This is a genomic window from Type-C symbiont of Plautia stali (assembly GCF_059730935.1).
On the sequence record NZ_AP035923.1, the window covers coordinates 2,704,660 to 2,730,326 of the forward strand.

General features: G+C 58.6%; 21 protein-coding genes. 10 read left to right on the forward strand and 11 right to left on the reverse strand.

The genetic code is table 11. The features are described 5' to 3' along the window. Positions 1 to 2: 2 nt before the first annotated feature. Positions 3 to 1,154, reverse strand: a complete 1,152-nt coding sequence (locus tag AC6I7J_RS12760) for an MFS transporter (RefSeq protein WP_498005853.1) — start codon at positions 1,152 to 1,154, stop codon at positions 3 to 5. Between AC6I7J_RS12760 and AC6I7J_RS12765 the strand changes: the two genes are divergently transcribed. After that, a complete protein-coding gene (locus AC6I7J_RS12765; protein WP_498007246.1) occupies positions 1,054 to 1,329 on the forward strand; it encodes a hypothetical protein in 276 nt (91 codons plus the stop codon). The genes AC6I7J_RS12760 and AC6I7J_RS12765 overlap by 101 nt on opposite strands. A 138-nt stretch (positions 1,330 to 1,467) precedes the next feature. Here AC6I7J_RS12765 and serS read toward each other — a convergent pair whose 3' ends face one another. From serS to lrp, 5 genes are all read right to left on the reverse strand, one after another. Continuing rightward, positions 1,468 to 2,760, reverse strand: coding sequence for a serine--tRNA ligase (serS, locus tag AC6I7J_RS12770; protein ID WP_058757768.1), 1,293 nt, complete (start codon positions 2,758 to 2,760; stop codon positions 1,468 to 1,470). A gap of 97 nt (positions 2,761 to 2,857) precedes the next feature. Then, the gene (locus AC6I7J_RS12775) at positions 2,858 to 4,204 is read right to left on the reverse strand and encodes a replication-associated recombination protein A (protein WP_498005855.1); all 1,347 of its coding nucleotides are present in this window, start codon (positions 4,202 to 4,204) and stop codon (positions 2,858 to 2,860) included. Positions 4,205 to 4,211: 7 nt separating this feature from the next. Then, the gene (gene lolA / locus AC6I7J_RS12780) at positions 4,212 to 4,823 is read right to left on the reverse strand and encodes an outer membrane lipoprotein periplasmic chaperone LolA (protein WP_010618286.1); all 612 of its coding nucleotides are present in this window, start codon (positions 4,821 to 4,823) and stop codon (positions 4,212 to 4,214) included. Between the two features lie 173 nt (positions 4,824 to 4,996). Next, complete coding sequence (locus AC6I7J_RS12785) at positions 4,997 to 8,431, reverse strand: DNA translocase FtsK 4TM domain-containing protein (RefSeq protein ID WP_498005856.1); 3,435 nt, start codon at positions 8,429 to 8,431, stop codon at positions 4,997 to 4,999. 119 nt (positions 8,432 to 8,550) lie between these two features. After that, on the reverse strand, positions 8,551 to 9,045 hold the full coding sequence (gene lrp, locus AC6I7J_RS12790; RefSeq protein WP_006118610.1) for a leucine-responsive transcriptional regulator Lrp: 495 nt from the start codon (positions 9,043 to 9,045) through the stop codon (positions 8,551 to 8,553). Between the two features lie 521 nt (positions 9,046 to 9,566). On the opposite strand from lrp, the gene trxB reads away from it, so the two are divergent. The 5 genes from trxB (at position 9,567) to infA (ending at position 15,470) form a co-directional block, all read left to right on the forward strand. Then, positions 9,567 to 10,532, forward strand: coding sequence for a thioredoxin-disulfide reductase (trxB, locus tag AC6I7J_RS12795; RefSeq protein WP_058775366.1), 966 nt, complete (start codon positions 9,567 to 9,569; stop codon positions 10,530 to 10,532). A 145-nt stretch (positions 10,533 to 10,677) separates the two neighbouring features. Beyond that, a complete protein-coding gene (gene cydD / locus AC6I7J_RS12800) occupies positions 10,678 to 12,450 on the forward strand; it encodes a heme ABC transporter permease/ATP-binding protein CydD (protein ID WP_498005858.1) in 1,773 nt (590 codons plus the stop codon). After that, positions 12,450 to 14,180: a heme ABC transporter ATP-binding protein/permease CydC gene (gene cydC, locus AC6I7J_RS12805; RefSeq protein WP_058780816.1), complete on the forward strand. Its 1,731-nt coding sequence runs from the start codon at positions 12,450 to 12,452 to the stop codon at positions 14,178 to 14,180. Before cydD ends, cydC begins: the two co-directional genes overlap by 1 nt. 32 nt (positions 14,181 to 14,212) lie before the next feature. Continuing rightward, a complete protein-coding gene (aat, locus tag AC6I7J_RS12810; RefSeq protein WP_058769537.1) occupies positions 14,213 to 14,905 on the forward strand; it encodes a leucyl/phenylalanyl-tRNA--protein transferase in 693 nt (230 codons plus the stop codon). Between the two features lie 346 nt (positions 14,906 to 15,251). Beyond that, positions 15,252 to 15,470, forward strand: coding sequence for a translation initiation factor IF-1 (gene infA, locus AC6I7J_RS12815; RefSeq protein ID WP_002211347.1), 219 nt, complete (start codon positions 15,252 to 15,254; stop codon positions 15,468 to 15,470). 93 nt (positions 15,471 to 15,563) lie between these two features. On the opposite strand, the gene clpA is transcribed toward infA, so the two are convergent. Both clpA and clpS read right to left on the reverse strand, forming a co-directional pair. After that, positions 15,564 to 17,843, reverse strand: a complete 2,280-nt coding sequence (gene clpA / locus AC6I7J_RS12820; protein ID WP_498005861.1) for an ATP-dependent Clp protease ATP-binding subunit ClpA — start codon at positions 17,841 to 17,843, stop codon at positions 15,564 to 15,566. A 55-nt stretch (positions 17,844 to 17,898) separates the two neighbouring features. Continuing rightward, complete coding sequence (gene clpS, locus AC6I7J_RS12825; protein ID WP_021508363.1) at positions 17,899 to 18,219, reverse strand: ATP-dependent Clp protease adapter ClpS; 321 nt, start codon at positions 18,217 to 18,219, stop codon at positions 17,899 to 17,901. A gap of 323 nt (positions 18,220 to 18,542) precedes the next feature. Here clpS and cspD point away from each other — a divergent pair, with 323 nt between their 5' ends. Continuing rightward, complete coding sequence (gene cspD / locus AC6I7J_RS12830) at positions 18,543 to 18,764, forward strand: cold shock-like protein CspD (RefSeq protein WP_058757774.1); 222 nt, start codon at positions 18,543 to 18,545, stop codon at positions 18,762 to 18,764. A gap of 90 nt (positions 18,765 to 18,854) precedes the next feature. On the opposite strand, the gene AC6I7J_RS12835 is transcribed toward cspD, so the two are convergent. Next, positions 18,855 to 20,495: a DUF2813 domain-containing protein gene (locus tag AC6I7J_RS12835; protein WP_498005863.1), complete on the reverse strand. Its 1,641-nt coding sequence runs from the start codon at positions 20,493 to 20,495 to the stop codon at positions 18,855 to 18,857. Positions 20,496 to 20,629: 134 nt separating this feature from the next. Between AC6I7J_RS12835 and AC6I7J_RS12840 the strand changes: the two genes are divergently transcribed. The 3 genes from AC6I7J_RS12840 to ltaE all read left to right on the forward strand — a co-directional run bounded on the left by AC6I7J_RS12840 (position 20,630) and on the right by ltaE (position 24,431). Further along, entirely contained in the window at positions 20,630 to 21,529 is a 900-nt protein-coding gene (locus tag AC6I7J_RS12840) for a LysO family transporter (RefSeq protein ID WP_021508365.1), read from the forward strand. A gap of 109 nt (positions 21,530 to 21,638) precedes the next feature. After that, positions 21,639 to 23,360 (forward strand): ubiquinone-dependent pyruvate dehydrogenase, encoded by a 1,722-nt coding sequence (gene poxB / locus AC6I7J_RS12845; RefSeq protein WP_152391177.1) that lies wholly within the window; start codon positions 21,639 to 21,641, stop codon positions 23,358 to 23,360. 69 nt (positions 23,361 to 23,429) lie between these two features. Continuing rightward, positions 23,430 to 24,431: a low-specificity L-threonine aldolase gene (gene ltaE, locus AC6I7J_RS12850; protein ID WP_058769536.1), complete on the forward strand. Its 1,002-nt coding sequence runs from the start codon at positions 23,430 to 23,432 to the stop codon at positions 24,429 to 24,431. 15 nt (positions 24,432 to 24,446) lie between these two features. Here ltaE and AC6I7J_RS12855 read toward each other — a convergent pair whose 3' ends face one another. Together AC6I7J_RS12855 and AC6I7J_RS12860 are read right to left on the reverse strand one after the other, a co-directional pair. Further along, positions 24,447 to 25,271 carry an N-acetylmuramoyl-L-alanine amidase gene (locus AC6I7J_RS12855; protein ID WP_222985487.1) on the reverse strand — a complete coding sequence of 275 codons (825 nt, stop codon included), beginning with the start codon at positions 25,269 to 25,271 and terminating at the stop codon, positions 24,447 to 24,449. Then, entirely contained in the window at positions 25,271 to 25,591 is a 321-nt protein-coding gene (locus AC6I7J_RS12860) for a heavy metal-binding domain-containing protein (protein ID WP_132465365.1), read from the reverse strand. The genes AC6I7J_RS12855 and AC6I7J_RS12860 overlap by 1 nt, the downstream gene beginning before the upstream one ends. Between the last annotated feature and the right edge of the window lie 76 nt (positions 25,592 to 25,667).

Genomic DNA, 25,667 nt, shown 5'->3' on the forward strand with positions numbered 1-25,667 from the left:
CATCAGGCGTGCGCCACCGGTGTTGCATGCTGATCGGCTTTACGCAGCAGCATCACCAGATAGACCAGCGCCACCACCGCAATCATCACAAACAGCAGGCGATCGGAATAGTTCTGCATCAGCATCGCGGTCATCCCCGGCCCGACCAGACTGCCAACGGTATAACTGAACAGCAGCGCCTGATTCATCGCCACCAGTTCATGATGCGCCACCGTTTCACACGCCCAGGACATGGCCACCGGATAAAGCGTAAAGCCAGCCAGCCCCAGCACAAACAGTGCCGGTGCCATTGCCGTTCCGCTCAGCATAGCAATCGCACCCAGAATCACCACGAACACCTGCACGCGCAGCACCATCAGGCGACCAAAGCGGTCGGCAAGACGACCTACCGGCCACTGACCGACAATCCCGGCACTGACCAGCAGCGCCATCCAGTAACCCACGGTGGCATCGCTCATACCCTGATGCGAAAGATAAAGCGGCATCAGGCCGTAGAGCGAACCGAGCACGATACCGGAGATAATGCAGCCGTTGATACCCAAACGCGAACTGCGGCGGCGCAGCATGCTCCAGATACGCCCGGTTGAGGCTTCTTCAGTAGCCGCACCGGCGTTGACCTGCACAAACACCACGGGCAGCACGGCACAGACGATCAGCGCGCTCACCCAGGGAATGACGTGCAGCAGTTCTGTCGAGACACGGCTCACCAGCAGCTGACCGGCAACGGTGCCAAGATAGTAGATGATCATGTAAGCGGCCAGCAGCTGACCGCGATTGCGTACGGTACCACTGCACAATAGTGCACTCTCAACCACCACCCAAATCAGTGCACAGCCTACGCCCGCGGTGAAGCGCAGCAGCGTCCAGCTGTAAAAGCCGTCCAGCAGCACCATGCCCATGGTTGCCAGCGCAAACAGTACGCTGGCAAGGTAAAAGCAGCGGTTAAGGCCATAGCGATTAATCAACCAGCCCGCCAGCAAGGTGCCCAGTAAGTTACCGGTGTAATAAGCAGAGCTCGCCATGCCCACCTGCCAGGTCGGCAGTTGATCGTGAGTGAGCCACAGCGGCACCAGCGTATTAAGCACAGCAATAGACACCGTCATCAGCATTAAGCCGCAAAGCAGCAGCAGGACGGGGCGCGACCAGGTTGACATAGGGAATAAAACCAAAAGAAATGAACAGATTTGCGCGCAGTTTGCCATTGGTGATGGCAAAGTCAATGTGCAAAAAAACAGCGCCGCACATTTTGCTGCTGAACAATTTATTATTTTTATCTTCAGCGGGTTACAGGGCTTGAAAAAGGTCTTATATCTGAATCTATCTACATGAATTTATACATTTTTGATGGTTTGACTCGCAACGATGACGATAACGTTTATTTCTGATTAATTCCGGTTAAAAAATAATGGCTGACGCGCTTAAGAAATAAAAAACCCGGCCTGAGCCGGGTTTGTGCATGAATGCCTGTTAGCCGATATATTCCAGCCCGCCCATATACGGGCGCAGCACGTCCGGCACTGTAATACGACCATCCGCCTGCTGATAGTTTTCCAGCACGGCCACCAGCGTACGCCCCACCGCCAGGCCTGAACCATTCAGCGTGTGCACCAGACGCGGTTTTTTGTCCGTTTTGCTGCGGCAGCGAGCCTGCATGCGGCGCGCCTGGAAATCCCACATATTCGAGCAGGAGGAGATTTCACGGTAGGTGTCCTGCGCCGGCAGCCAGACTTCCAGGTCATAGGTTTTGGCTGAGCCGAAGCCCATGTCGCCGGTGCACAGCAGCACTTTACGGTACGGCAGGTTCAGCAGCTGCAGCACTTTCTCCGCATGGCCGACCAGCTCTTCCAGCGCGTCCATGGAGGTTTCCGGTGCGACGATCTGCACCATCTCCACTTTGTCGAACTGGTGCATACGGATCAAACCGCGCGTATCGCGTCCGTAAGAACCGGCTTCGGAACGGAAGCAAGGCGTGTGGGCAGTGAGTTTGATCGGCAGAGATTCCTCTTCAACGATCTCATCGCGCACCAGGTTAGTCAGCGGCACTTCGGCGGTCGGGATCAGCGCATAGTTGCTGCTGCCTGCTTCTTCGCCCAGCGGTTTGGTATGGAACAGATCCTCACCAAATTTTGGTAACTGACCGGTACCGTACAGCGTCTCGTGGTTCACCAGATATGGCACGTAAGTTTCCAGATAACCGTGCTGCTGGCTGTGCAGATCGATCATGAACTGGCTCAGCGCGCGATGCAGACGAGCAATCTGGCCCTGCATCACGATAAAGCGCGAACCGGTCAGTTTCACCGCCGAGGCGAAATCCAGCCCTTTGACCGCTTCACCCAGCTCTACATGGTCTTTCACCGGGAAATCGAACTGGCGCGGCTGGCCCCAGCGGCTCACTTCCTGATTTTCGCTGTCATCTTTACCCAGCGGCACTTCGTCGGCCGGCAGGTTCGGCAGCGCAAGCGCAAAGTCACGAATTTCGTTCTGCAGGGTATCCAGCTCTGCTTTCGCCGCATCCAGGCGTTCGCCCAGCGCGTTCACTTCCTGACGCAGTGGCTCGATATCTTCCCCACGTGCTTTGGCCTGACCGATGGATTTGGAGCGGGAGTTACGCTCAGCCTGCAGGTTTTCAGTTTCTACCTGCAACACCTTACGACGCTCTTCGAGGGAGCGCAGCGTATCCACATCCAGTTTAAATCCCCGGCGTGCCAGTTTTTCTGCGACTGCGTCTGGCTCATTACGCAGCAGATTGGGATCGAGCATGCTTATCCTGTGTAATAAAAGGTTGATTGAACGAATGGAGGGATGCATTCCACCGGAATGCATTGAAATCCTTGCTCACCTTACCGTAACGCGTTTATCAGCGGTAGCGTTTTATCGGGCTATTTTGATCCTGTTCAGCAAGCCAGGCGAGTTTTTCACCGATCTTGCTTTCAAGGCCACGATTGGTGGGTTGATAGTAGCGGGTCTGCGCCATTTCCGGCGGGAAAAACACCTCGCCGGCCGCATAGGCATTGGGTTCGTCATGCGCGTAACGGTACTCTTTGCCGAGGCCCATTTCTTTCATCAGCTTCGTCGGTGCATTGCGCAGATGTTCCGGCACATCGTAATCCGGGAACTCACGTGCATCACGCATCGCCGCTTTGAAGGCGGTATAAACAGCATTGCTTTTTGGCGCGCAGGCCAGATAAACAATTGCCTGGGCAATTGCACGTTCCCCTTCCGCAGGCCCGACGCGGGTAAAACAATCCCACGCGGCAATGGCTACCTGCATGGCGCGCGGATCGGCATTACCGACATCTTCCGAAGCAATCGCCAGCAGCCGCCGCGCCACGTACAGCGGATCGCCACCGGCAGTGATGATGCGCGCGTACCAGTAAAGCGCCGCATCCGGGGCTGAACCGCGAACCGATTTGTGCAGTGCCGAGATGAGATCGTAAAAGCGGTCGCCTTTGTTATCGAAACGCGCCGCGCGTTCACCCGACACTTCATTCAGCAGCTGAGGCGTTAGCTCCCGCTGTCCCTGCGCATTGAGCTCAGCCATATCGGCCATCGTTTCCAGCGTATTCAGCGCGCGTCGTGCATCACCGTTGACCAGTTCAGCGATCATGCGCCGGGTATTGTCCGGTAACAGAATATCGCTGTCGCCGTAACCGCGTGTTTTATCCTGCATCGCCTGTTCCAGCACCTGTTCGATATCCGCGCTGGTCAGCGATTTAAGCAGATAAACGCGCGCGCGCGACAGCAGTGCCGAGTTCAGTTCAAAGGAGGGATTTTCCGTGGTTGCGCCAATGAAGGTGATGGTGCCGTCTTCAATGTGTGGCAAAAACGCATCCTGCTGGCTCTTATTGAAGCGATGCACCTCATCAACAAACAGAATAGTGCGACGCCCCACCTGGCGATTCTGCCGCGCGCGCTCAATGGCCTCGCGGATCTCTTTAACGCCGGAAGTCACCGCTGAAATGCGTTCGACATCGGCTTTGCCGTAATGCGCGATGATCTCCGCCAGCGTGGTTTTACCGGTACCCGGCGGTCCCCATAAGATCATGGAGTGCAGCTGACCCGCTTCAATAGCGCGCGGCAACGGCTTACCGGCCGCGAGCAGATGCTGCTGACCAATATATTGCTGCAGCGTCGCTGGCCGCATACGCGCAGCCAGCGGTCTGAACTCATTTGACGGTGCAAAATCCAGCGACAGGTTACTCACCCTCACCTCACTGACGTTGATCGTCCACCGTTACCCCTTTTGGCGGCGTAAAGGTGAATTTATCCGGGCTGATAGCGCCGTTTTTCTGGCTCTTCAGCTGATAGCTGCTGCGCTGTCCATCCTGCTCGATCGCGCTGAACTGATTGATGGTGCCTGCGGAAGTGACATTGATGGTGAACTGTTTCAGGTTGCCATCGCTGCTTTTAGGCGTCAGCTCAAAATTATCCCCCTGCTGCTTAATGTTGTACTGCTGCCAGTCAGAGGGCTGGTTACGCGCAATCAGCATAAACGGCGTGTTGCTGGTGGCATTCTGCAGCAGGCTAACGCTCGCCTGTTCCACAAAAGGATTATAGAACCACAGATTTTTACCGTCGGAGATAATCACGCTTTCGTCCGGTGCAGTCATGTGCCAGTTAAACAGGCTCGGACGTTTTACCCACAGTTCGCCTTCGCCGTCCTGCACATTTGCGCCGCTACCGTCAGTCACCTTCTGACTGAAGCTGGCATGGAAGCTGTTCACTTTATTAAGGCGCTGCTGCAGATCGCTGGAAGCATCCGCCAGGGCAGAAGAAGCAACAAAACCGGCCAGCAGGCCACAGGCAATAACGCGAAATTTCATCTGATACGATTCCTTATTCATGGTTTCCTGACACTTACTGCATTAACCGTAGTCGCCGCTCCGTCAGTTCGACAGGAGAAAAAGCCGAAAGCTCCCAATGATATGGGGATCGGACCACAGATAAACAACGGGCCAGTTTACACTGGCCCGGCATAACACTGCGGAGAAAAGTCTTACATTTCGTGAGGTGGCGGTGACAGCACTTCACGGTTACCGTTGTGGCCCGGCTCCGAGACAATGCCCTGCGCCTCCATCTGTTCGATAATCCGCGCCGCGCGGTTGTAGCCGATACGGAACTGGCGCTGCACGCCGGAGATCGACGCGCGGCGTTTCTCCACCACGAACGCCACCGCCTGGTCAAACAGCGGATCCAGTTCTTCATCGCCGTCCAGTCCGCCACCACCGCTTTCACTCTCTTCACCGGCGGTAATGCTGTCGATGTACTGCGGTCGCCCACGCGCTTTCCAGTCCTGCACGACCGCATGCACTTCCTGGTCACGCACAAAGGCACCGTGAACACGTACCGGCATGGAGGAGTTAGGTGGCATATAGAGCATGTCACCCATACCCAGCAGGGATTCCGCACCGCCCTGATCGAGAATGGTACGCGAGTCAATTTTACTGGACACAGTAAAGGCGATGCGCGTCGGAATGTTGGCCTTAATCAGGCCAGTAATCACATCCACCGACGGACGCTGGGTAGCCAGCACCAGGTGAATACCTGCGGCACGGGCTTTCTGTGCCAGGCGCGCGATCAGCTCTTCAACCTTCTTGCCCACCGCCATCATCAGGTCAGCGAACTCATCAACCAACACCACAATGTACGGCAGTTTTTCCAGCACCGGCGGCGTGGTGTCCATGCTGTCGCCCGGTTTCCAGAACGGATCCGGAATTGGCCGGCCCATTGCGGCCGCCTGCTCGATCTTCTCGTTATAGCCGGCCAGATTACGCACGCCCAGCGCAGACATCAGCTTATAGCGGCGCTCCATCTCGACCACACTCCAGCGCAGCGCGTTGGCCGCGTCTTTCATGTCGGTGACCACTTCCGTCAGCAGATGGGGAATGCCCTCATACACTGACAGCTCGAGCATTTTCGGGTCGATCATGATAAAGCGCACTTCTTCCGGCGTGGCTTTATACAGCATGCTGATGATCATGGTGTTGACGCCAACCGACTTACCGGAACCGGTGGTACCGGCCACCAGCAGGTGCGGCATCTTCGCCAGATCGGCCACCACGGGCTGACCAGAGATATCTTTACCCAGCACCACCGACAGCGGCGAAGGGTTGTCGCGGAACTTATCGCAGTCCAGCACCTCACGCAGATAGACGGTCTGACGATGTTTATTGGGGAGTTCGAGGCCGACATAAGGCTTGCCCGGAATCACCTCAACCACACGCACCGCAACGGCAGAGAGCGAACGTGCCAGGTCGCGCGACAGATTAGAAATACGTGCGGCCTTGACGCCCGGCGCCAGCTCCAGCTCAAAGCGGGTGATTACCGGCCCCGGAGAGATGCCCACCACTTCGGCTTTCACGCGGTAATCCGCCAGACGCGCTTCAACCAGACGCGCGGTCTGTTCCAGTGCGAACATATCCACCGGCTCCTCTTCCGCCGGCGGCGACGTCAGCAGATCCAGCGTCGGCAGCGGCGTGGAAGGTTTCTCCAGCGGCTGTTCGTGACGCACTAGGAAGGGGTGGAACAGGCTGTCCTGCGCAGGGGCGACAGGCTTCGGCGTTTCAGCCGGCGCGGCGTAAACCTCGTCGTCTGGCGTTGACCACGGGCTGGTTTCCTCACTCAGCGATGCGGGTACCGCCGGCTCAGGTGCCGCTGGCTGCTGCCACTGGGCCGGAGCGTCCGGCTCTGGCGTGGCGGCAATAGTAAACAGCGGCTCGCTCGGCGTGTCATCAACCAGATCTTTCATCGGAGAGAAATCAAACGCTGCTGAGGTATCCAGATTAAATACTGGCGCGCTCTCCTGCTCAGGCTGGCTGTAACGCTGTTGCTGCTGCTGAGCAAACTGCTGCGCCAGCTGGGCCTGCTGCAGCGCCTCTTCATCTTCTTCCTCTGCCGGCTGCTGCTGCCAGCTGTCACCGTACCGCTGCTGCTGCTGCGAATGGAACGCTTCGCGCAGCTGGGCTTCCTGCAGCGCAGCGTTATCATCATCGTGCGGCTGTGGCACTTGCCAGCTGGCGCTGATTTCCGGCTGCTGCTGGTCGGCCTCTTCACGTGCCTTCTCTTCTGCCATGCGTTGCGATGGCAGTTTGATACCGTATGAGGCCAGCTCACGCCGGGTTGGCAGCTTAACTTTGTTAGGACGCGGCAGTTCCGGGCCAATACCCTGTTTCACCTGCGGGTTGTAATCGCGCTCCGGCACCACATTAAAGGCTGGCGTGTAAGCCGCAGAGCGGGCAGCAGCGGCGGCCGTCGCTGAACCGAGTGCGGCAGCGGCTGCCGTATTCAGCGGTGTGGCGGCCTGATCGGCACTCTGCCAGTTACCCATGCGCGGGCCATCATCTTCTTCAGCGAGCGAAAAGGCGTCGGCGGCCGGTGACGCAGGTACTTCGAAGCGATATAACGGGGGAGCCGCTGGCGTGGGCTCTGCTGGCGTGGGCTCTGCTGGCGGAATAGCTTGCGCCGCAGGCGCACTGGCAACGGATACCGATGCCGGAGCAGCCGCAGTCAGCTGTGACGGCGCAGGTTGTGGAGCTACGTTTACCGCCGGTGCGGATGGCTCAGGCGCAGCGACGGCCGGCGCCTGACGTGCGGCGTCACTGGTGGCGGCCAGCGCAGCCGCGGTAGCCGCACTGGCTTTCGCCAGCAGAGGATCGTCGCTGGCGACTTCAGCCACAGGTTCCGCTACCTGTCGGGGCTTAGCCAGCAGTACGTCATCTTCGTCGTCCTGAGCCGGCGCAGTGCGCAGTGGCGGAACCGCTTCGTCGGGGTGCGCCTCGTCGTAGTCGTCTTCTTCCTGCCAGGGTTCATCATGGCGCGAGCGGTTGCTGGCAAAGGTCAGCACGCCCATCACCACGCTGCCGATCTTCTCGGCAATCGCCAGCCAGGACCAGCCGGTATAAAGCGTGATACCCGCCGCCCAGACGCACAGCAGCGTCAGCGTGCCACCGGCACCGCTGAACCAGGGCGCCATCGCATTGCTCACCAGGCTGCCAATTACGCCGCCGGAGGCAAAATACCAGATATCGTCCACGTTCAGCGCAGCCAGTCCGCAGGTGGTCACCACCAGCGCCAGCACGCCAATCAGCCGCAGGCCCACCGCAAAATAGTCGATGTAATCCTGGCGATCGCGCTGACGGAAGGTGATCCAGCACAGACCAATAATCACTGGCGGAATGGCGTAGGCCATCACACCAAAAATAAACAGCAGGGTATCGGCCAGCCATGCGCCCACGCTGCCGCCCAGATTGTGGATCGGCTCGTGCCAGGCGGTTTGTGACCAGCTGGGATCGGAGGGATTAAAGCTAACCAGCGACACCATCAGATAGATGGCAAACAAGGCCACCAGGATGAGCAACGCTTCCAGCAGCCGACGTCCGCTGCTCAGTGGTTGTAATGAAACGTCTTTATCTTCTGTATATTCCTGGCTCAAGAGAACTCTCCAGGTGCCTGTAAATTAAGAAGGCAACAGCGCCAGGCTTGCCTGACGCTGGTCCTGTATGAATTCACAGGAGTGTACCGAAATCCTGCAAGCTTTGCACCTGCCCTGCGTTACCGGGTCTTAATCACCAGACGATTGCTCTGTTTGACCTCTTCCATCACCACGTAGGTACGGGTGTCGTTGACGCCCGGCAGGCGCAGCAAGGTCTCACCCAGCAGTTTACGGTAGGCGGACATATCCGGCACGCGGGTTTTCAACAGGTAGTCAAAGTCACCGGAAACGAGGTGACATTCTTGAGTTTCCTCAAGTTTTTGTACAGCGGCGTTAAATTGTTCAAACACATCCGGCGCGCCGCGATTCAGAGTAATCTCAACGAATACCAGCAGTGAAGCATCGAGATAGTGCGGGTTCAGCTGCGCGGTGTAGCCCAGAATAAAACCCTGACGTTCCAGGCGACGTACGCGTTCAAGACAAGGTGTTGGCGAGAGGCCGACACGTTTTGAAAGCTCAACGTTGGAAATACGACCGTCTTTCTGCAGTTCATTCAGAATATTTCTGTCGATCCGATCCAGATCTTTTCCGGGGCGTTTCTTGTTGTCTACCATTATTATTGTCTCTCTTAATTCCTTCCCTTTACCTGCCAAACCCTGAAAACGTTCAATGTTCAGGGCCTTACTGAAGTGAAGTCTTTAAGCCTGTGCAGTAACGCGACCATCCGTATGACGCATGCTGTCTGTCCACATCATGCGTCATTACCAATGTCAGGCTGAGTTTATTTGGCGAAATTGCGCAAAACAGAGCTGAAATTCTGTTTCGAACCGCTAAATTTTCTCTGCTTCTGACAATGTTTTCGCAAAAGCGCAGGCGATTGTCAAAGTAAAACATCCAAATTCAGTACAAGATGCCAGACAGCGTACTGGGTTGCTGTTTTTAAATGAGAATTTTTATACAGCTGCACCACAAATTGCCGAGCAATGCCCCCTTTTGGCGCAGCGCGCGTGCAGAATTGCCATTCATCGTCTACGCCGCTTGCAGTGATTGTTAACAAAATTGCTGAAACCTTTTTTTGCGACAGTAATTTCCCTACAATCGAAAACTATGTTGTCAGACACACACTGAGGAACGCATGAGTACGGCCAAACACAGTAAGCTGCTCATTCTGGGCTCCGGCCCTGCCGGTTACACCGCAGCGGTTTATGCCGCCCGCGCTAACCTGAACCCGGTATTGATTACCGGACTGGAAAAAGGCGGCCAGCTCACCACCACGACTGAAGTCGAAAACTGGCCGGGCGACCCGCACGATCTGACCGGCCCTGCGCTGATGGAACGCATGCAGGAGCATGCTGAGAAGTTCAACACCGAAATCATCTTTGACCATATTCACACGGTTGATTTGCAGAACCGTCCGTTCCGCCTGACCGGCGACAGCGGCGAATACACGGCGGATGCGCTGATCATCGCGACCGGTGCCTCAGCGCGCTACCTTGGCCTGCCGTCAGAAGAGGCATTCAAAGGCAAAGGGGTATCGGCCTGCGCCACCTGTGATGGTTTCTTCTATCGCAACCAAAAAGTCGCGGTTATTGGCGGCGGTAACACGGCCGTTGAAGAGGCGCTCTATCTGGCGAACATCGCTTCTGAAGTGCACCTGATTCACCGTCGTGACAGCTTCCGCGCTGAGAAAATCCTGATTGACCGCCTGATGGAGAAAGTGCGTAACGGCAACATCGTGCTGCACACTGACCGCGCGCTGGACGAGGTGGTAGGCGATCAGATGGGCGTCACCGGGTTGAAACTCTCGTCAACCAAAGGTGAAGCCCCGCTCTCGCTGGAAGTGGCGGGCCTGTTTGTCGCCATCGGTCATAGTCCAAACACGGCGATTTTCGATGGCCAGCTGGATCTGGAAAACGGCTATATCAAAGTGCAGTCCGGCCTGCAGGGCAACGCCACGCAAACCAGCGTGCCGGGCGTGTTCGCTGCCGGTGACGTAATGGACCACATCTATCGTCAGGCCATTACCTCTGCCGGTACCGGCTGTATGGCCGCGCTGGATGCGGAACGTTATCTGGATGGTCTGGTTAAAAACGATAAGTAAGTTGTTAATTATCTGATCATAATTGCACTGAGGCGGCCACTTTTGGTCGCCTTTTTTATCGCCTGCGTGCTACAGTTCTGCCACCCGTCTGTCCGGCATTTAGCGTCGGATTTTGCCTCTCGTCACGGTGATCAAACGGCTTCGCATGAACAAATCACGGCAACACGAACTGCTGCGCTGGTTACGCCAGCAACGTCATCATGGCGCACGCAGCCTGCGACTGGCTTCGCTGGCAGGTTTTGCTGCGGCGTTAATTCTCATCGCCCAGGCCTGGCTACTGGCCTCCCTGCTGCAAAAACTGCTGGTGGAACAGCAACCCCGCGCTGAACTGGTGAGTGATTTCCTGTTACTACTGCTGTGCTTCGCACTGCGCGCCGCGCTGCACTATTGTCGTGAGATGGCCGGCTTCAGGGCCGGCGTGGCGATTCGCCGTGCACTGCGGCAACAGGTGCTGGACCGGCTGAATACGCTCGGTCCGGCCTGGATTCAGGGCAAACCGGCCGGGAGCTGGGCGACGCTGCTGCTGGAACAGATCGAAGAGATGCAGGAGTATTACGCGCGCTATCTGCCGCAGATGTCGCTGGCGGTGTTTGTGCCCTTCGCCATCCTGATCGCCATTTTCCCGATTAACTGGGCCGCCGGACTGATTCTGCTGGCGACCGCGCCGCTGATTCCGCTGTTTATGGCGCTGGTCGGCATGGGTGCGGCCGATGCCAACCGGCGTAATTTTCTTGCGCTGGCGCGTCTGAGCGGCGATTTCTATGACCGTCTGCGCGGACGCGAAACGCTGCGCCTGTTTCACCGCGCGGACGCTGAGCAGCAGGCGATTGCCGCCACTACGCAGGATTTTCGTCAGCGCACCATGGAAGTGCTGCGCCTCGCCTTTCTCTCCTCTGCGGTGCTGGAGTTTTTCGCCTCGCTGGCGATTGCCGTGGTCGCGGTCTATTTCGGCTTCTCGTACCTGGGTGAACTCAATTTTGGCCACTACGGCACCGGCGTGACGCTGTTTGCCGGTTTCCTCGCGCTGATTCTTGCCCCCGAATTTTTCCAGCCGCTGCGCGATCTTGGCACCTTTTACCATGCCAAAGCGCAGGCGGTGGGCGGCGCAGACGCGCTGGATACCTTCCTGCGCGAAACGCCCCAGCGCGCGCCGCAGGCGGCCACGCAAACGTTGGATGCTGACGCGCCACTCTCCCTACGGGCGCAGGATCTGGTGATCATGACCGCCACCGGCGAGGCGCTGTCACAGCCGCTGAATTTCAGCCTTACTCCCGGTCAGCGCGTGGCGCTGGTCGGGCAAAGCGGCGCCGGAAAAAGTGCGCTGATGAATGTCCTGCTCGGTTTTCTGCCCTACCAGGGTTCACTGTGCATTAACGGCCAGGAACTGCGCGACATCAGCCGCAGCAGCTGGCAGCAGCAGCTGGCCTGGGTAGGACAAAATCCGCAGCTGCCGGCGGCGACGCTGCGTGACAATCTCCAGCTCACTGACACGCCGGTGGACGAGGCCACGCTGACCGCCGTGCTGCAGCGCGCTGGCGTCAGCGAATTTTTGTCGCGTCTGCCGCAGGGGCTGGATACGCCAGTTGGCGATGGCGGCATCGGCCTGTCCGTTGGGCAGGCACAGCGCATCGCCGTTGCGCGGGCGCTGCTGAAACCGGCCCGCCTGCTGCTGCTGGACGAACCGGGATCCGGGCTCGACAGCCAGAGTGAGCAGCACGTGATGGGCGCGCTACAGCAGGCCGCACAGCAGCAAACTACGTTAATGATTACCCATCAGCTGCACGCCCTCGACCAATGGGATGAGGTGTGGGTGATGCAGGCCGGACAACTGGTGCAGCAGGGCCACTGGCAACAGCTGATCGCTGAAGCCGGCCCGCTGCGCGAGCTGGCGCAGCATCGTCAGAAGGAGATTGCCTGATGCGCACGTTACTGCCTTTCCTGCGCCTGTATCGCCGCCATCCGTGGCGTTTAGGTCTTGGCGTGGTGCTGGCGATTGTCACGCTGCTCGCCAGCATCGGCTTGCTGACGCTGTCCGGCTGGTTTCTTGCTGCCTCTTCGCTGGCTGGCGTCGCCGGCTTGTACAGCTTCAATTACATGCTGCCCGCAGCTGGTGTGCGTGGCGCGGCAATCACCCGCACCGCCGCGCGCTATTTTGAACGGCTGGTGAGCCACGACGCCACTTTCCGCGTGCTGCAGCATCTGCGCGTCTTTACCTTCAGCCGGCTGATGGCGCTGGCACCGGCGCAGCTGGCGCGCTTTCGTCACGGCGAACTGCTGAACCGATTTGTCAGCGATGTTGATACCCTCGACCATCTCTATTTACGCGTTATTTCTCCACTGCTGGGTGCGGCGGTGGTGATTGTGGTGGTGACCTGTGGCCTGGCGCTACTCGATATGCGACTGGCGCTGCTGCTTGGGGCGATCATGTTGCTGACGCTGCTGCTGATGCCGCCGCTTTTCTGGCGACTCGGCGCGCGCACCGGCGCGCAGATTGCCCGTTACCAGGCTCGCTGGCGCCTGCAACTGACGCACTGGCTCAGCGGACTGGCCGAGCTGCAGATTTACGGCGCGGCGGCGCTGTGGCGACAGCGGCTGGATCAGGAAGAACGTGCGTGGCAACAGGCGCAGCAGCAGCAACACCGGCTGCAGGCGGTGGCGCAGAGCCTGCTTACGTTGATCGCCGGCAGTACCGTTACGCTGCTGCTGTGGCTGGCCGCCAGCGGCGTCGGCACCAATAGCACACCGGGTGCACTGATTGCCCTGTTTGTGTTTTGCGCGCTGGCCGCGTTTGAAGCGCTGGCACCGGTGGCCGGCGCATTTCTGCCACTGGCGCAGGTGACGCACGCGGCGCAGCGCGTGCAGGAGATCATCGATCAACCGCCAGCCATTCACTTCCCGACACAACCGGTTGCGACGCAGCGCGGCCTCAGCCTGACGCTGGAACAGATCGATTTCAGCTATCCGCAGCGGCCAGAAGCGGTGCTGCACAATTTCTCCCTGACGTTAGCAGCCGGTGAACATCTGGCGCTGCTGGGCCCGACCGGCTGCGGGAAATCCAGCCTGCTGGCGCTGATCACGCGCGGCTGGGAAGCGCAGCGCGGCACGATTCGCCTGAACGGGATTGATCTGACGGCGTGGGACGAAGCCAGCCTGCGTCAGCGCATCAGCGTTGTCACGCAGCGCGTCCATCTTTTCAGCCAGACGCTGCGCGCTAATCTGCTACTGGCAGCACCACAGGCCAGCGATGCACAGCTGATTGACGTATTGCAGCGGGTTGGGCTGGCGCATCTGGCGCAGCAAAGTGAAGGGCTGAATGCGTGGATGGGAGAAGGCGGCCGACCGCTGTCCGGCGGTGAACTGCGCCGGCTGGCGATTGCCCGTGCGCTGCTGCACGATGGCGACCTGTGGCTGCTGGATGAGCCGACCGAAGGTCTGGATGCCGCGACCGAGCAGCAGATTCTCACGTTGCTACAGCAGGTTAGCCAGGGAAAAACGCTGATCATGGTGACGCATCGCCTGAGCGGACTGGAAAAAATGGATCGCATCTGTGTGCTTGACGGTGGGCAGATTATCGAATCCGGCAGCCATGACGAATTAATCTCAAAAGCTGGACGCTACTGGCGTTTCCAGCAGCGCTTTGCGCTATAGTCTATGCGTTTAGCCTGAGGGTGACCGACGCCATGAGACTGGTACAACTTTCCCGGGATTCGCTCAATTTCCCGCCGCCGGAGATGGCGCTGCGTGAACCAAACGGCCTGCTGGCCATGGGCGGCGATCTCTCCCCTGCCCGCCTGATGAATGCCTATCAGCGCGGTATTTTTCCGTGGTTTTCGCCCGGCGATCCAATTTTATGGTGGTCGCCAGATCCACGCGCGGTCCTGCTGCCGGAGTCGTTTCATCTCAGCCGCAGCATGGCGCGCTTCCATCGCCGTTCGCCCTATCGCGTCACCATGAATCACGCCTTTGCTCAGGTGGTGGAAGGTTGCGCCAGCGGGCGTCAGGAAGGCACCTGGATCACCTTTGAAGTGAAACGCGCCTGGCTTCGCCTGTATGAGCTGGGTCATGCGCACTCAATTGAGGTCTGGCAGGATCAACGCCTGGTTGGCGGCATGTATGGCCTGGCGCTCGGACAGATTTTTTGCGGCGAGTCGATGTTTAGCCGGGCGGAAAATGCCTCTAAAACCGCGCTGTGGGTTTTCTCACAGCACTTTATTGCGCATCAGGGACGGCTGATCGATTGTCAGGTGCTGAATCCGCATACCGCCTCGCTGGGCGCAGTTGAAATTCCGCGTGTCGACTATCTGCAATACGTGCAAACGCTGGCGTGGCAACCGGTGCAGACCGGCTGCTGGCAAACACAAACCCTTTTTTGACCGACCCCGCAGATGTTTTGCACACAATTCCCGACAAAAGTGATACAATAAGCAAGTTTGGTATGTCGTCCGCGCTTCGCTGTGGCGAGCCGGAATTGCCAGGCTGGGAATCTCACCCTGTTCCCGAAGCTGTTTCAGTTGCGCACCCGATGCCGATTGCTGCAGATTCTTAGCCCGCTAATCCCCCGCAGACGTCAAAAACACCCGAATTTATCCGTAATGCACGCGCAGCGGCGCGACGCACGGCGAAGCGTTGGCAAAAACAACCAACGTTTCTTTACATAAATCATGGAATTCGGCATTATCTTGCCGGTTCAACAGTTTGGTAGTTCACCCAGAGGATTCGATGGCCAAAGAAGACAATATTGAAATGCAAGGTACCGTACTGGATACGTTACCTAACACCATGTTCCGCGTAGAGCTTGAAAACGGGCACGTGGTTACCGCTCATATCTCCGGTAAAATGCGTAAAAACTACATCCGCATCCTGACGGGCGACAAAGTGACTGTCGAGTTGACCCCGTACGACCTGAGCAAAGGCCGCATTGTCTTCCGTAGTCGCTAAGTTGTTGCACTCGCCTCGCGTTTGCTGATGTAAACTAAGCGCGAAAAAAAAGGCCGGATTTTAATCCGGCCTTTTTCTTATCTGCGCACCGGCTTAATGCACGGTGCCCTCGGTTTTGCGTTTTTCCGCACTCATGAAGTGGTAGGTGAGCTGGTTTTTCTCTTTATCCAGTCCAACCGACACCGATCCGCCATCTACCAGCGAGCCAAACAGCAGCTCGTTAGCCAGCGGTTTCTTCAGGTTTTCCTGCACGGTACGCGCCATCGGACGCGCGCCCATCGCTTTGTCGTAACCTTTTTCGGCCAGCCAGTCGCGCGCATCATCGCTGACTTCCAGCGACACACCTTTCGCATCCAGCTGTGCCTGCAGCTCAACAATAAATTTATCCACCACCTGATGGATCACCTGAGTATCGAGGTGACGGAACCAGATAATGTTGTCGAGACGGTTACGGAACTCCGGCGTAAAGATCTTTTTGATCTCTTCCATCGCGTCGGTGCTGTTGTCCTGCTGAATCAGGCCGATAGATTTACGCTCGGTCTCGCGCACCCCGGCGTTGGTAGTCATCACCAGCACCACGTTGCGGAAGTCCGCTTTGCGGCCGTTGTTATCGGTCAGCATCCCGTTGTCCATCACCTGCAGCAGCAGGTTGAAGACATCCGGATGGGCTTTCTCGATCTCATCCAGCAGCACCACCGCGTGCGGATGCTTGATCACCGCATCGGTCAGCAGACCGCCCTGATCAAAGCCGACGTAGCCCGGAGGCGCACCAATCAAACGACTGACGGTGTGACGCTCCATATACTCGGACATATCAAAGCGCAGCAGTTCAATGCCCAGCGCCTTCGCCAGCTGCACGGTGACCTCGGTTTTACCGACCCCGGTCGGACCCGCAAACAGGAACGACCCGACTGGCTTACGCTCCTGCCCCAGACCCGCGCGGCTCATCTTGATGGCTTCAGTCAGCGCTTCAATCGCGTCGTCCTGACCAAACACCAGCATTTTCAGACGGTCGCCGAGATTTTTCAGCGTATCGCGATCGGTGGCCGAAACGCTCTGCTCCGGAATACGCGCGATGCGCGCCACCACGGATTCGATGTCCGACACGTTGACGGTTTTCTTGCGCTTGCTGACCGGCACCAGACGCGCACGCGCGCCAGCTTCATCGATCACGTCAATCGCCTTGTCCGGCAGATGACGGTCATTGATGTATTTCACCGCCAGCTCAACCGCCGCACGTACCGCTTTGGCGGTGTAGCGCACATCGTGATGCGCTTCGTACTTCGGCTTCAGCCCGTTAAGAATTTGTACCGTCTCTTCAACCGATGGCTCAGTGATATCAATTTTCTGGAAACGGCGCGCCAGCGCACGATCCTTCTCAAAGATATTGCTGAACTCCTGATAGGTCGTGGAACCCATCACGCGGATTTTACCGCTGGAAAGCAGCGGCTTGATCAGGTTCGCCGCATCCACCTGGCCGCCCGATGCCGCACCGGCACCGATAATGGTGTGGATCTCGTCGATGAACAGAATGCTGTTGTTATCCTGTTCCAGTTGTTTCAGCAGCGCTTTAAAACGTTTTTCAAAATCACCGCGGTATTTGGTACCGGCCAGCAGCGAACCGATATCCAGCGAGTAGATGGTGCACTCTTTCATCACTTCCGGCACGTCGCCCTGCACAATGCGCCAGGCGAGCCCTTCCGCAATCGCGGTTTTACCGACGCCCGATTCGCCCACCAGCAGCGGGTTATTCTTGCGACGACGGCACAGCACCTGAATGGCCCGTTCCAGCTCTTTATCGCGGCCGATCAGCGGGTCAATTCCGCCGACGCGAGCAAGCTGATTAAGATTGGTGGTGAAGTTTTCCATACGTTCCTCCCCGCCTGCTTGCTCTTCGTTAACCGGATTTTCCGCGCTGTTCTGCGGCTGGCCCGGTTCGTCTTTACGCGTACCATGGGAGATGAAGTTCACCACATCAAGGCGGCTCACTTCGTGTTTGCGCAGCAGGTAAGCCGCTTGCGACTCCTGCTCGCTGAAAATGGCGACCAGCACGTTCGCACCGGAAACTTCACTGCGACCTGATGACTGGACATGGAAGACCGCACGCTGCAGCACACGCTGGAAGCTGAGCGTCGGCTGAGTGTCGCGCTCCTCTTCGCTGGCAGGCAGCACCGGCGTGGTTTGTTCGATGAAGGCTTCGAGTTCCTGACGCAGAGCCGCAATATCCACCGTACAGGCTTCCAGTGCCTCTCTGGCCGACGGGTTGCTGAGCAGCGCCAGCAACAGATGTTCGACGGTCATAAACTCGTGACGGTGCTCGCGCGCTCTGGCGAAAGCCATGTTTAAACTGAGTTCCAGTTCTTGATTGAGCATTTGGCACCTCCCCCAATTATCGCTCTGACGGACCGAATCCTATATGGAGACAGCTTCAGGCTTTTTCCAGCGTACACAGCAACGGATGTTGATTTTCCCGCGCGTAATTGTTCACCTGGGCGACTTTGGTCTCCGCCACTTCTGCAGTGAATACACCACAGATTGCCTTTCCATGGTAGTGAACTTTCAGCATCAGTTGCGTTGCACGTTCAACATCATAAGAAAAGAACTTTTGCAGAACGTCAATAACAAATTCCATAGGTGTATAATCGTCATTATTCAGAATGACTTTATACATTGAAGGCGGCTTTAACCCTTCGCGTACTTTGTCTTCGGCCAGATGTTCAAAGTTAAGCCAGTCGTTTGTGTTTGCCATAATGTTCCGTTGAAATTCTGCGTTACGGTAGCGCACATTTCTGTGCTCTCACCTCAAGTTTAACACGCCTGTCAAGCCGCTTTTCCTGTGGCAAAAATCGGTCCTGAAAGCGCATGCGCGACCTGTATCACAAAATTTGCAATAGCGTTAACTGCCTCAAATTTTGATGAATTTCTCCCCGTGCGCCAGGGCCGTTTGCTTGACGATAAGGTCCGTTTCTCTACATTCTACTTACACAAGCTGATTGAGTTTTAAACAAACTCGACTCACAGCTTCAATGACCTCACCTACTTATCAAAATGTCTTGCGAGGGAAGTAAAAGCATGGAGACGGGTACTGTTAAATGGTTCAACAACGCCAAAGGCTTCGGCTTTATCTGTCCGATTGGCGGCGGCGACGATATCTTCGCACACTACTCCACGATTCAGATGGAGGGATACAGAACGCTGAAAGCGGGCCAGCACGTTCAGTTCGATGTGCATGAAGGGCCGAAAGGCAACCATGCCAGTCTGATTGTGCCCTGTGAAGCATCGTCACTCTCCTGACGGGCGCGCGTCTGCTCTCATTCTGACCACTCCCGAAAAAAAATGCCAGCCGCAGACGCTGGCATTTTTATTTGGCGTCCCGCGTCAGCTTTACTCTGCCCGACCGCGCGCCAGCCACATCACGCGGCCAAACAGCTGATCGAGCAACGGCGGAATCGCCTGCGGCCCGCGTTCGGCCGCTGCCATCGCCACCGCAATCGCCAGTTCCGGCTTCGAGCTGTGATGAATGGCTTTGGTAATAATACGCCGTGCGTTCATTGGCACGTTTAACGGCAGGTGCGCCATCTGATGATAGACATCACTAAAGCCCTGCTTATAAAGGAAGTGTTCGATGTCGGGCGCCGGGAACTGCGTGAGATGGTCGCTCTCCTGCTCATGCGGCTGTAGCTGGCTGCGCGCAGTGGCGGCATATTTTTTCCCGGCCTCGTCGCCGTCAGTCAGCACGTGCCAGGCAATGCCCATGCGGCGCGCATATTTTAGCAGCGGCTTAAGCCCGGACTGCGCAAACTCAATTACTTTCACGCCTTCCGCGGCAAAATGGTAGCCGCGCTGCCGCGCCAGCTCATTGATGATCCACACCTCGGTTTCACCCTCAACCAGCAACCAGCAGCGGGCAAACAGCGCCGACGGCCGGTTAACGCGGATGTGAAAGCCGATACGGCGCGCCTCTTCGGCACTTAATCCTTCCGGCCCGATACGCCACGCCGCCACGTGATCGGGCTCGCGCACCAGTCGGCAGATTTGCTCCAGCGCCACCTGTGACAGCAGCTCACCGGAGTTAGTGGTGGCGATTTTTTGCAGCGGCATCAGCGCCAGCAGATTCCACGCCACCGACAGCATGATGGGATGCAGCCGCGTTTCCGGATCCTCCACCAGCAGCAAGGGGCGCGCGCCCGCGGGCAGCGCATCGCTGCCGTGCGCCTGCAGCAGGAGCGAGAACATGCGCAGCAGAATCACCTGGCGACTGCGCGATTCGGTACCGGCGATCAGCTGATTGAGCTGATCGAGCGAACGCCAGCCCTGACTGCCGTCACGCAGCTCCGGCGCAACCCGCGCGGCGCCCGTGTCCGGTTGCTGGACCAGAAAATAGTGCGCCATCAGCTGCTGCATGGTATGCAATCCCTGGCGCAACAGCTCGTCGCTCAGGGTTTGTGGCCGCGCCACCAGATCGCGCGTCAGGCTATGCATCTCCTGCGCCAGCGCGCTCAGCGTATCAGCGCGCCGCTGGGTGTCGTTGTCGTTATGGCGCGATCGCCGGCCAAAGCGCGCATCACGCAGGCGCAGCACCGGATAGTACGCTCGCAACTGCGCCAGCGCGGCGTCGGTGCCCGCCAGCGGCAGCACCTCGCCACGCGCATCAATAAAGCGCCAGCGGGTTTTGACTTCGCTACCCTGGCGCGTCGCCAGCGTACTGAAGCGCAGGTAGCGCCCCGCGTCATCCTGCTGCCAGAACGGCGCAAACAGCGCTTCATGCTCATCGCCCTGCGCGCGAAAGCGAAACACCAGCTGCAACTTATGCCGCCGGGCTTCCACCTCACCGGGCGGAAAATGGAAGTCCTGTTCGGTGAACATATAGGGCTCAGCGGCCGATGCCAGCAGCAGCGTTAGCGCATCCAGCAAACTGGATTTACCCCACGCGTTTTCCCCAATCAACAGGTTGGTGTCGGTCAGCGGCAGCGATAACCGGTTAATGCCGCGAAAGCCGTGTATATCGATATGTTCCAGAATCATCGCGCAGTCCCTCCGTGCTTTGCCAGAGCATGGTCCGCCGCGCTGCGTTGGTCAAGTCGGCAGCGGGAGAAAAGGTTTACACTTCAGGCGTTTTCCATTAGCGTGGCGTCTCGCAAAAAAGGACGTCATTTTCCATGTATACCGGACTGCTTATCATTCTGGTGCCGCTGATGGTGGGCTATTTGCTGCCGTGGCATCAGCCTGCGCTGTTGCAGCGCGTTAACCGCCTGCTGAGTTTGCTGATTTACGCCATTCTGTTTTTTATGGGTACCAGCCTCGCCTTTCTCGACAATCTCGGCACCAACTTGCTGATCGTGTTTAAAACCGCGCTGATTGCCGCGGGCGCCATTCTGAGCTGCTCGCTGCTGGCGCTGTGGCTGCTGGATCGCCGCTGGCCGTGGCGTCAGCAGCATCGCCAGCAGAATCTGCCGTCGCGCTGGCACATGGTGCTGGAGTCACTCAAGCTGTGTGTGGCGGTGCTGGCCGGTTTCCTGCTGGGATTAACCCAATGGGCGCCGCTGCGCCATGCCTCCACCCTGAGCGAAATTGCGCTGGTGGTGCTGCTGTTCCTGGTTGGCGTGCAGCTGCGCGGCAGCGGCATGACGCTGCGCCAGATCACCCTGAACCGGCGCGGCATGACGGTAGCGCTGGTGTCCCTGTGCGGCTCGCTGGGCGGCGGCGTGCTGGCGGCGTGGCTGCTCGGCGTTTCGCTGTCAACCGGACTGGCGCTGGCCAGCGGCTTCGGCTGGTATTCGCTGTCCGGCATTCTGATGACCGAAGCGTACGGCCCGGTGATCGGCAGCGCCGCCTTCTTTAACGATCTGCTGCGCGAGCTGGCTGCGGTGCTGCTAATTCCGGTGCTGGTCAACCGCTACCGCAGTATGGCACTCGGGCTGAGCGGTGCCACGTCGATGGATTTCACCCTGCCGATTCTGCAGCGTGCCGGCGGAATGGAGATTGTGCCTGCGGCCATCGTGCACGGTTTTATCATGAACCTGCTGGCACCGATCCTCATCGCCCTGTTTTCCGCCTGACGCGCAGCGCATTTTTTCACGCCCGCTGCGCTGCGGCTTCGTCTACGCTTTCTCTCTGACACGTTTTTTGCCATCCGACTGGATGGCCAACACCAGAAAGGAGCGAACGATGAAGCAAACTGTGGCGGCCCTGCTGGCCAAAACGCTGGAGAGCGCCGGCGTAAAACGCATTTGGGGCGTAACCGGTGACTCCCTCAACGGGCTGAACGACAGCCTCAACCGCATGGGCACCATTGAATGGATGCCAACGCGCCATGAAGAAGTGGCCGCTTTTGCCGCCGGGGCGGAAGCACAAATCAGCGGTGAGCTGGCGGTGTGCGCCGGCTCCTGCGGCCCTGGCAACCTGCATCTGATCAACGGCCTGTTTGACTGCCATCGCAACCATGTTCCGGTGCTGGCAATTGCCGCACACATTCCTTCCAGCGAAATCGGCAGCGGCTATTTTCAGGAAACCCATCCGCAGGAGTTATTCCGCGAGTGCAGCCATTACTGCGAGCTGGTCTCCAATCCGGAACAGCTGCCGCAGGTGCTCGGCATTGCGATGCGTAAAGCCATCCTCAATCGCGGTGTGTCGGTGATTGTGCTGCCGGGTGACGTGGCGCTGCAGGCGGCGCCGGAGAACGCGCGCAGCGAATGGTATCCGCCGCAGCTGCCGCAGGTGGTGCCGTCGGTCAGTGAACTGACGCGCCTCGCAGAAACGCTCAATGAAGCGAAAAATATCACCCTGATGTGCGGCAGCGGCTGCGCCGGTGCCCATGCGGAAGTGGTAAAGCTGGCCGAAACGCTGAAAGCACCGGTGGTGCACGCCATGCGCGGCAAAGAGCACCTCGAGTACGACAACCCGTACGACGTCGGCATGACCGGGCTGATCGGCTTCTCATCCGGCTATCACGCCATGATGAACGCCGACACGCTGGTGCTGCTCGGCACCCAGTTCCCTTATCGCCCGTTCTACCCGGCGGACGCGCGCATTATTCAGATTGATATCAATCCGGCCAGCCTCGGCGCGCACAGTCACGTTGACATGGCGCTGGTGGGCGACATCAAAGCCACACTGCAGGCGCTGCTGCCGCAGCTCACCAGTCACAGCGACCGTCATCACCTCGATCGCGCACTGGAGCACTACGCGGATGCGCGCAAAGGGCTGGACGATCTGGCGACCGCCAACGATAAGCAGGCGATTCACCCGCAGTATCTGGCCCAGCAGATCAGCCACTACGCGGCTGATGACGCCATCTTTACCTGTGATGTCGGCACGCCAACGGTGTGGGCGGCGCGCTATCTGAAAATGAACGGCAAGCGCCGTCTGCTCGGCTCGTTTAACCATGGTTCGATGGCCAACGCCATGCCGCAGGCGCTGGGCGCACAGGCCATCGATAAACAGCGTCAGGTGGTTGCGCTGTGCGGCGATGGCGGCTTCAGCATGCTGATGGGCGATTTCATCTCGCTGGCGCAGCTTAAGCTGCCGGTGAAGCTGGTGATCTTTAATAACAGCGTGCTGGGCTTTGTGGCGATGGAGATGAAAGCCGGCGGCTATCTCACCGATGGCACCGATCTGGAGAACCCGGACTTCGCCGCCATCGCCACCGCCTGCGGCATCAAAGGGATCCGCGTGGAAAAAGCCTCGGAGCTGGATGGCGCGCTGCAACAGGCGTTCGCCCATGACGGTCCGGTGCTGGTGGACGTGATCACCGCCAAGGAAGAACTGTCGATGCCACCGCAAATCAAAGCCGAGCAGGCTAAAGGTTTCAGCCTGTATATGCTGCGCGCGATCCTGAATGGCCGCGGTGATGAAATCGTCGAGCTGGCGAAAACTAACTGGCTGCGGTAAAACGAAGAGACTTGCCGGATTAATCATCATGCGGGCGTTTAGCCCGCTTTTTTATGTCAGGAGAACAACGTGATCGATTTACGCAGTGATACCGTGACCCGCCCGAGTGCCGCGATGCTGGATGCGATGATGGCGGCCGAAACCGGCGATGATGTCTATCGCGATGATCCCACCGTCAATGCGCTGGAGGCTGAAGCGGCGCGCCTGAGCGGTAAAGCGGCTGCGCTGTTCTTCCCTACCGGCACCCAGGCCAACCTGGTGGCGCTGCTGTGCCACTGCCAGCGCGGCGATGAGTACATCGTCGGCCAGCAGGCGCACAACTACAAATATGAGGCTGGCGGTGCCGCGGTGCTCGGCAGTATCCAGCCGCAGCCGATCCTCGCGGCTGCCGACGGCACGCTGCCGCTGCACGACGTGGCGGCCGCCATCAAGCCGGACGACATGCATTTTGCCCGCACCCGCCTGCTAAGCCTGGAAAATACCCATCACGGCAAAGTGCTGCCGCTGAGCTACCTTGAACAGGCGTGGCAATTTACCCGCGAGCGCCAGCTGGCGCTGCACATTGACGGCGCGCGCATCTTTAATGCCGTGGTGGCGCAGGGTGTGCAGCTGATCGATATCGCCCGCTACTGCGATAGCCTGACCATCTGCCTGTCGAAAGGACTGGGTACGCCGGTCGGCTCCCTGCTGTGTGGTGATGAAGCTTATATCGAGCAGGCGCGGCGCTGGCGCAAAATGACCGGCGGCGGCATGCGCCAGGCCGGCATTCTGGCGGCTGCCGGTCTTTACGCGCTGCAGCACAACGTGGCGCGTCTGCAGGAGGATCATGACAACGCCGCGTGGCTCGGCGCGCAGCTCAGCGCTCTTGGTGTCGAGGTGGTGAGCCAGCACACTAACATGCTGTTCGTGAAAGTGCCGGCGGAGCAGGTCTCACCGCTACAGCGCTGGATGCAGGCGGGCGACGTGCTGCTCAGCGTAGGTCCGCAGACCCGCATCGTCACCCATCTGGATGTCAGCCGCCAGCAATTACAGCAGCTGGTGGCACGCTGGCAGGCCTTTCTGCAGCCGTAACGCCGCTACGCGCGGCTACGGTGCCGCGCCGTATTTCGCCAGCAGCGCACGGGCGATGGCCAGCGTCTCGGCATCGGCTTCGCCACGGTAATCACGCGGGCGGAAATGCATCTGAAACGCCGCAATCAGTTTGCGCTGCATCTGCGGCGTTTGCGCAGCGGCAACGTCATAACCATAGCGCTGCAGCGCAGCCAGTAGCGTTGCAGCCTCGACCGGGGCATCCGGCGGCTGGTTAGCCAGATAGCGCTGCACCGTGGCGGCATCCGGCCACGCTCCCAGCCCCTGCCGGGCCAGCTGTTGCCACGGAAACAGCGGACCGGGATCCTGCTTGCGCTGCGGCGCGATATCACTGTGCCCGACAATATTTTCCGGACTGATGCCGTAACGCTGGCTGATATCGCGCACCAGCGCGGTCAGGGCCGTGATTTGCGCGGCGGTGAACGGCTGCCACTGCCGGCCGGTCAGCGTGCGGCGATAGCCGGCATTGACGATTTCGATGCCAATTGAGGTGTCATTAATGCGCGTTGCGCCGCGCCAGAAGCTCGGTCCGGCATGCCACGCCAGCTGGTTTTCAGGCACCAGCTGCCAGATCACCCCGGCGCCGTTTTTCTGCGGCGGCTGCTGCGGAATCAGATAGTGCGCGCTGACGTTGCGGTCCGTCAGGGTTGCCAGCGACGAGGGAAAGTCCTCCGCCGTGTAGTGGATTACCACCACTTTGATGCGCGGTCTGGCCCCCTGCGCCGGGTGCGCGCTATCGACCCAATAGCCGTTGCGCGCTTCCAGCGTCGACTGGCAGGCGCTGAGCAGCAGCGCCATCGCCAGCAGTAACACCGCGCGCATTAGCGCACGATCACCGCAGTACCGGTAACGCTCACCATCAGCATGCTGCTGTCTTTGCCCACGGTTTCGTAGTCAATATCAATGCCAACCACTGCATTGGCGCCCATGGCTTTCGCCTGTTCTTCCAGCTCTTCGAAGGCGATCTGCCGCGCTTTGCGCAGCTCTTTCTCATAAGCACCGGAGCGGCCGCCGACGATATCGCGGATGCCGGCAAAGAAGTCGCGGAAAATGTTGGCACCGAGAATCGCTTCGCCGGTCACAACGCCGCAATATTCAGTGATGCTCTGCCCTTCCAGGGTTGGCGTAGTCGAAAATTTCATCGTTCTCTCCTGTGGTGATTCATGAGGCGATAGCTCGTACGGCGTAAAAGCACGGCTATACTCTATGCTAAAAATG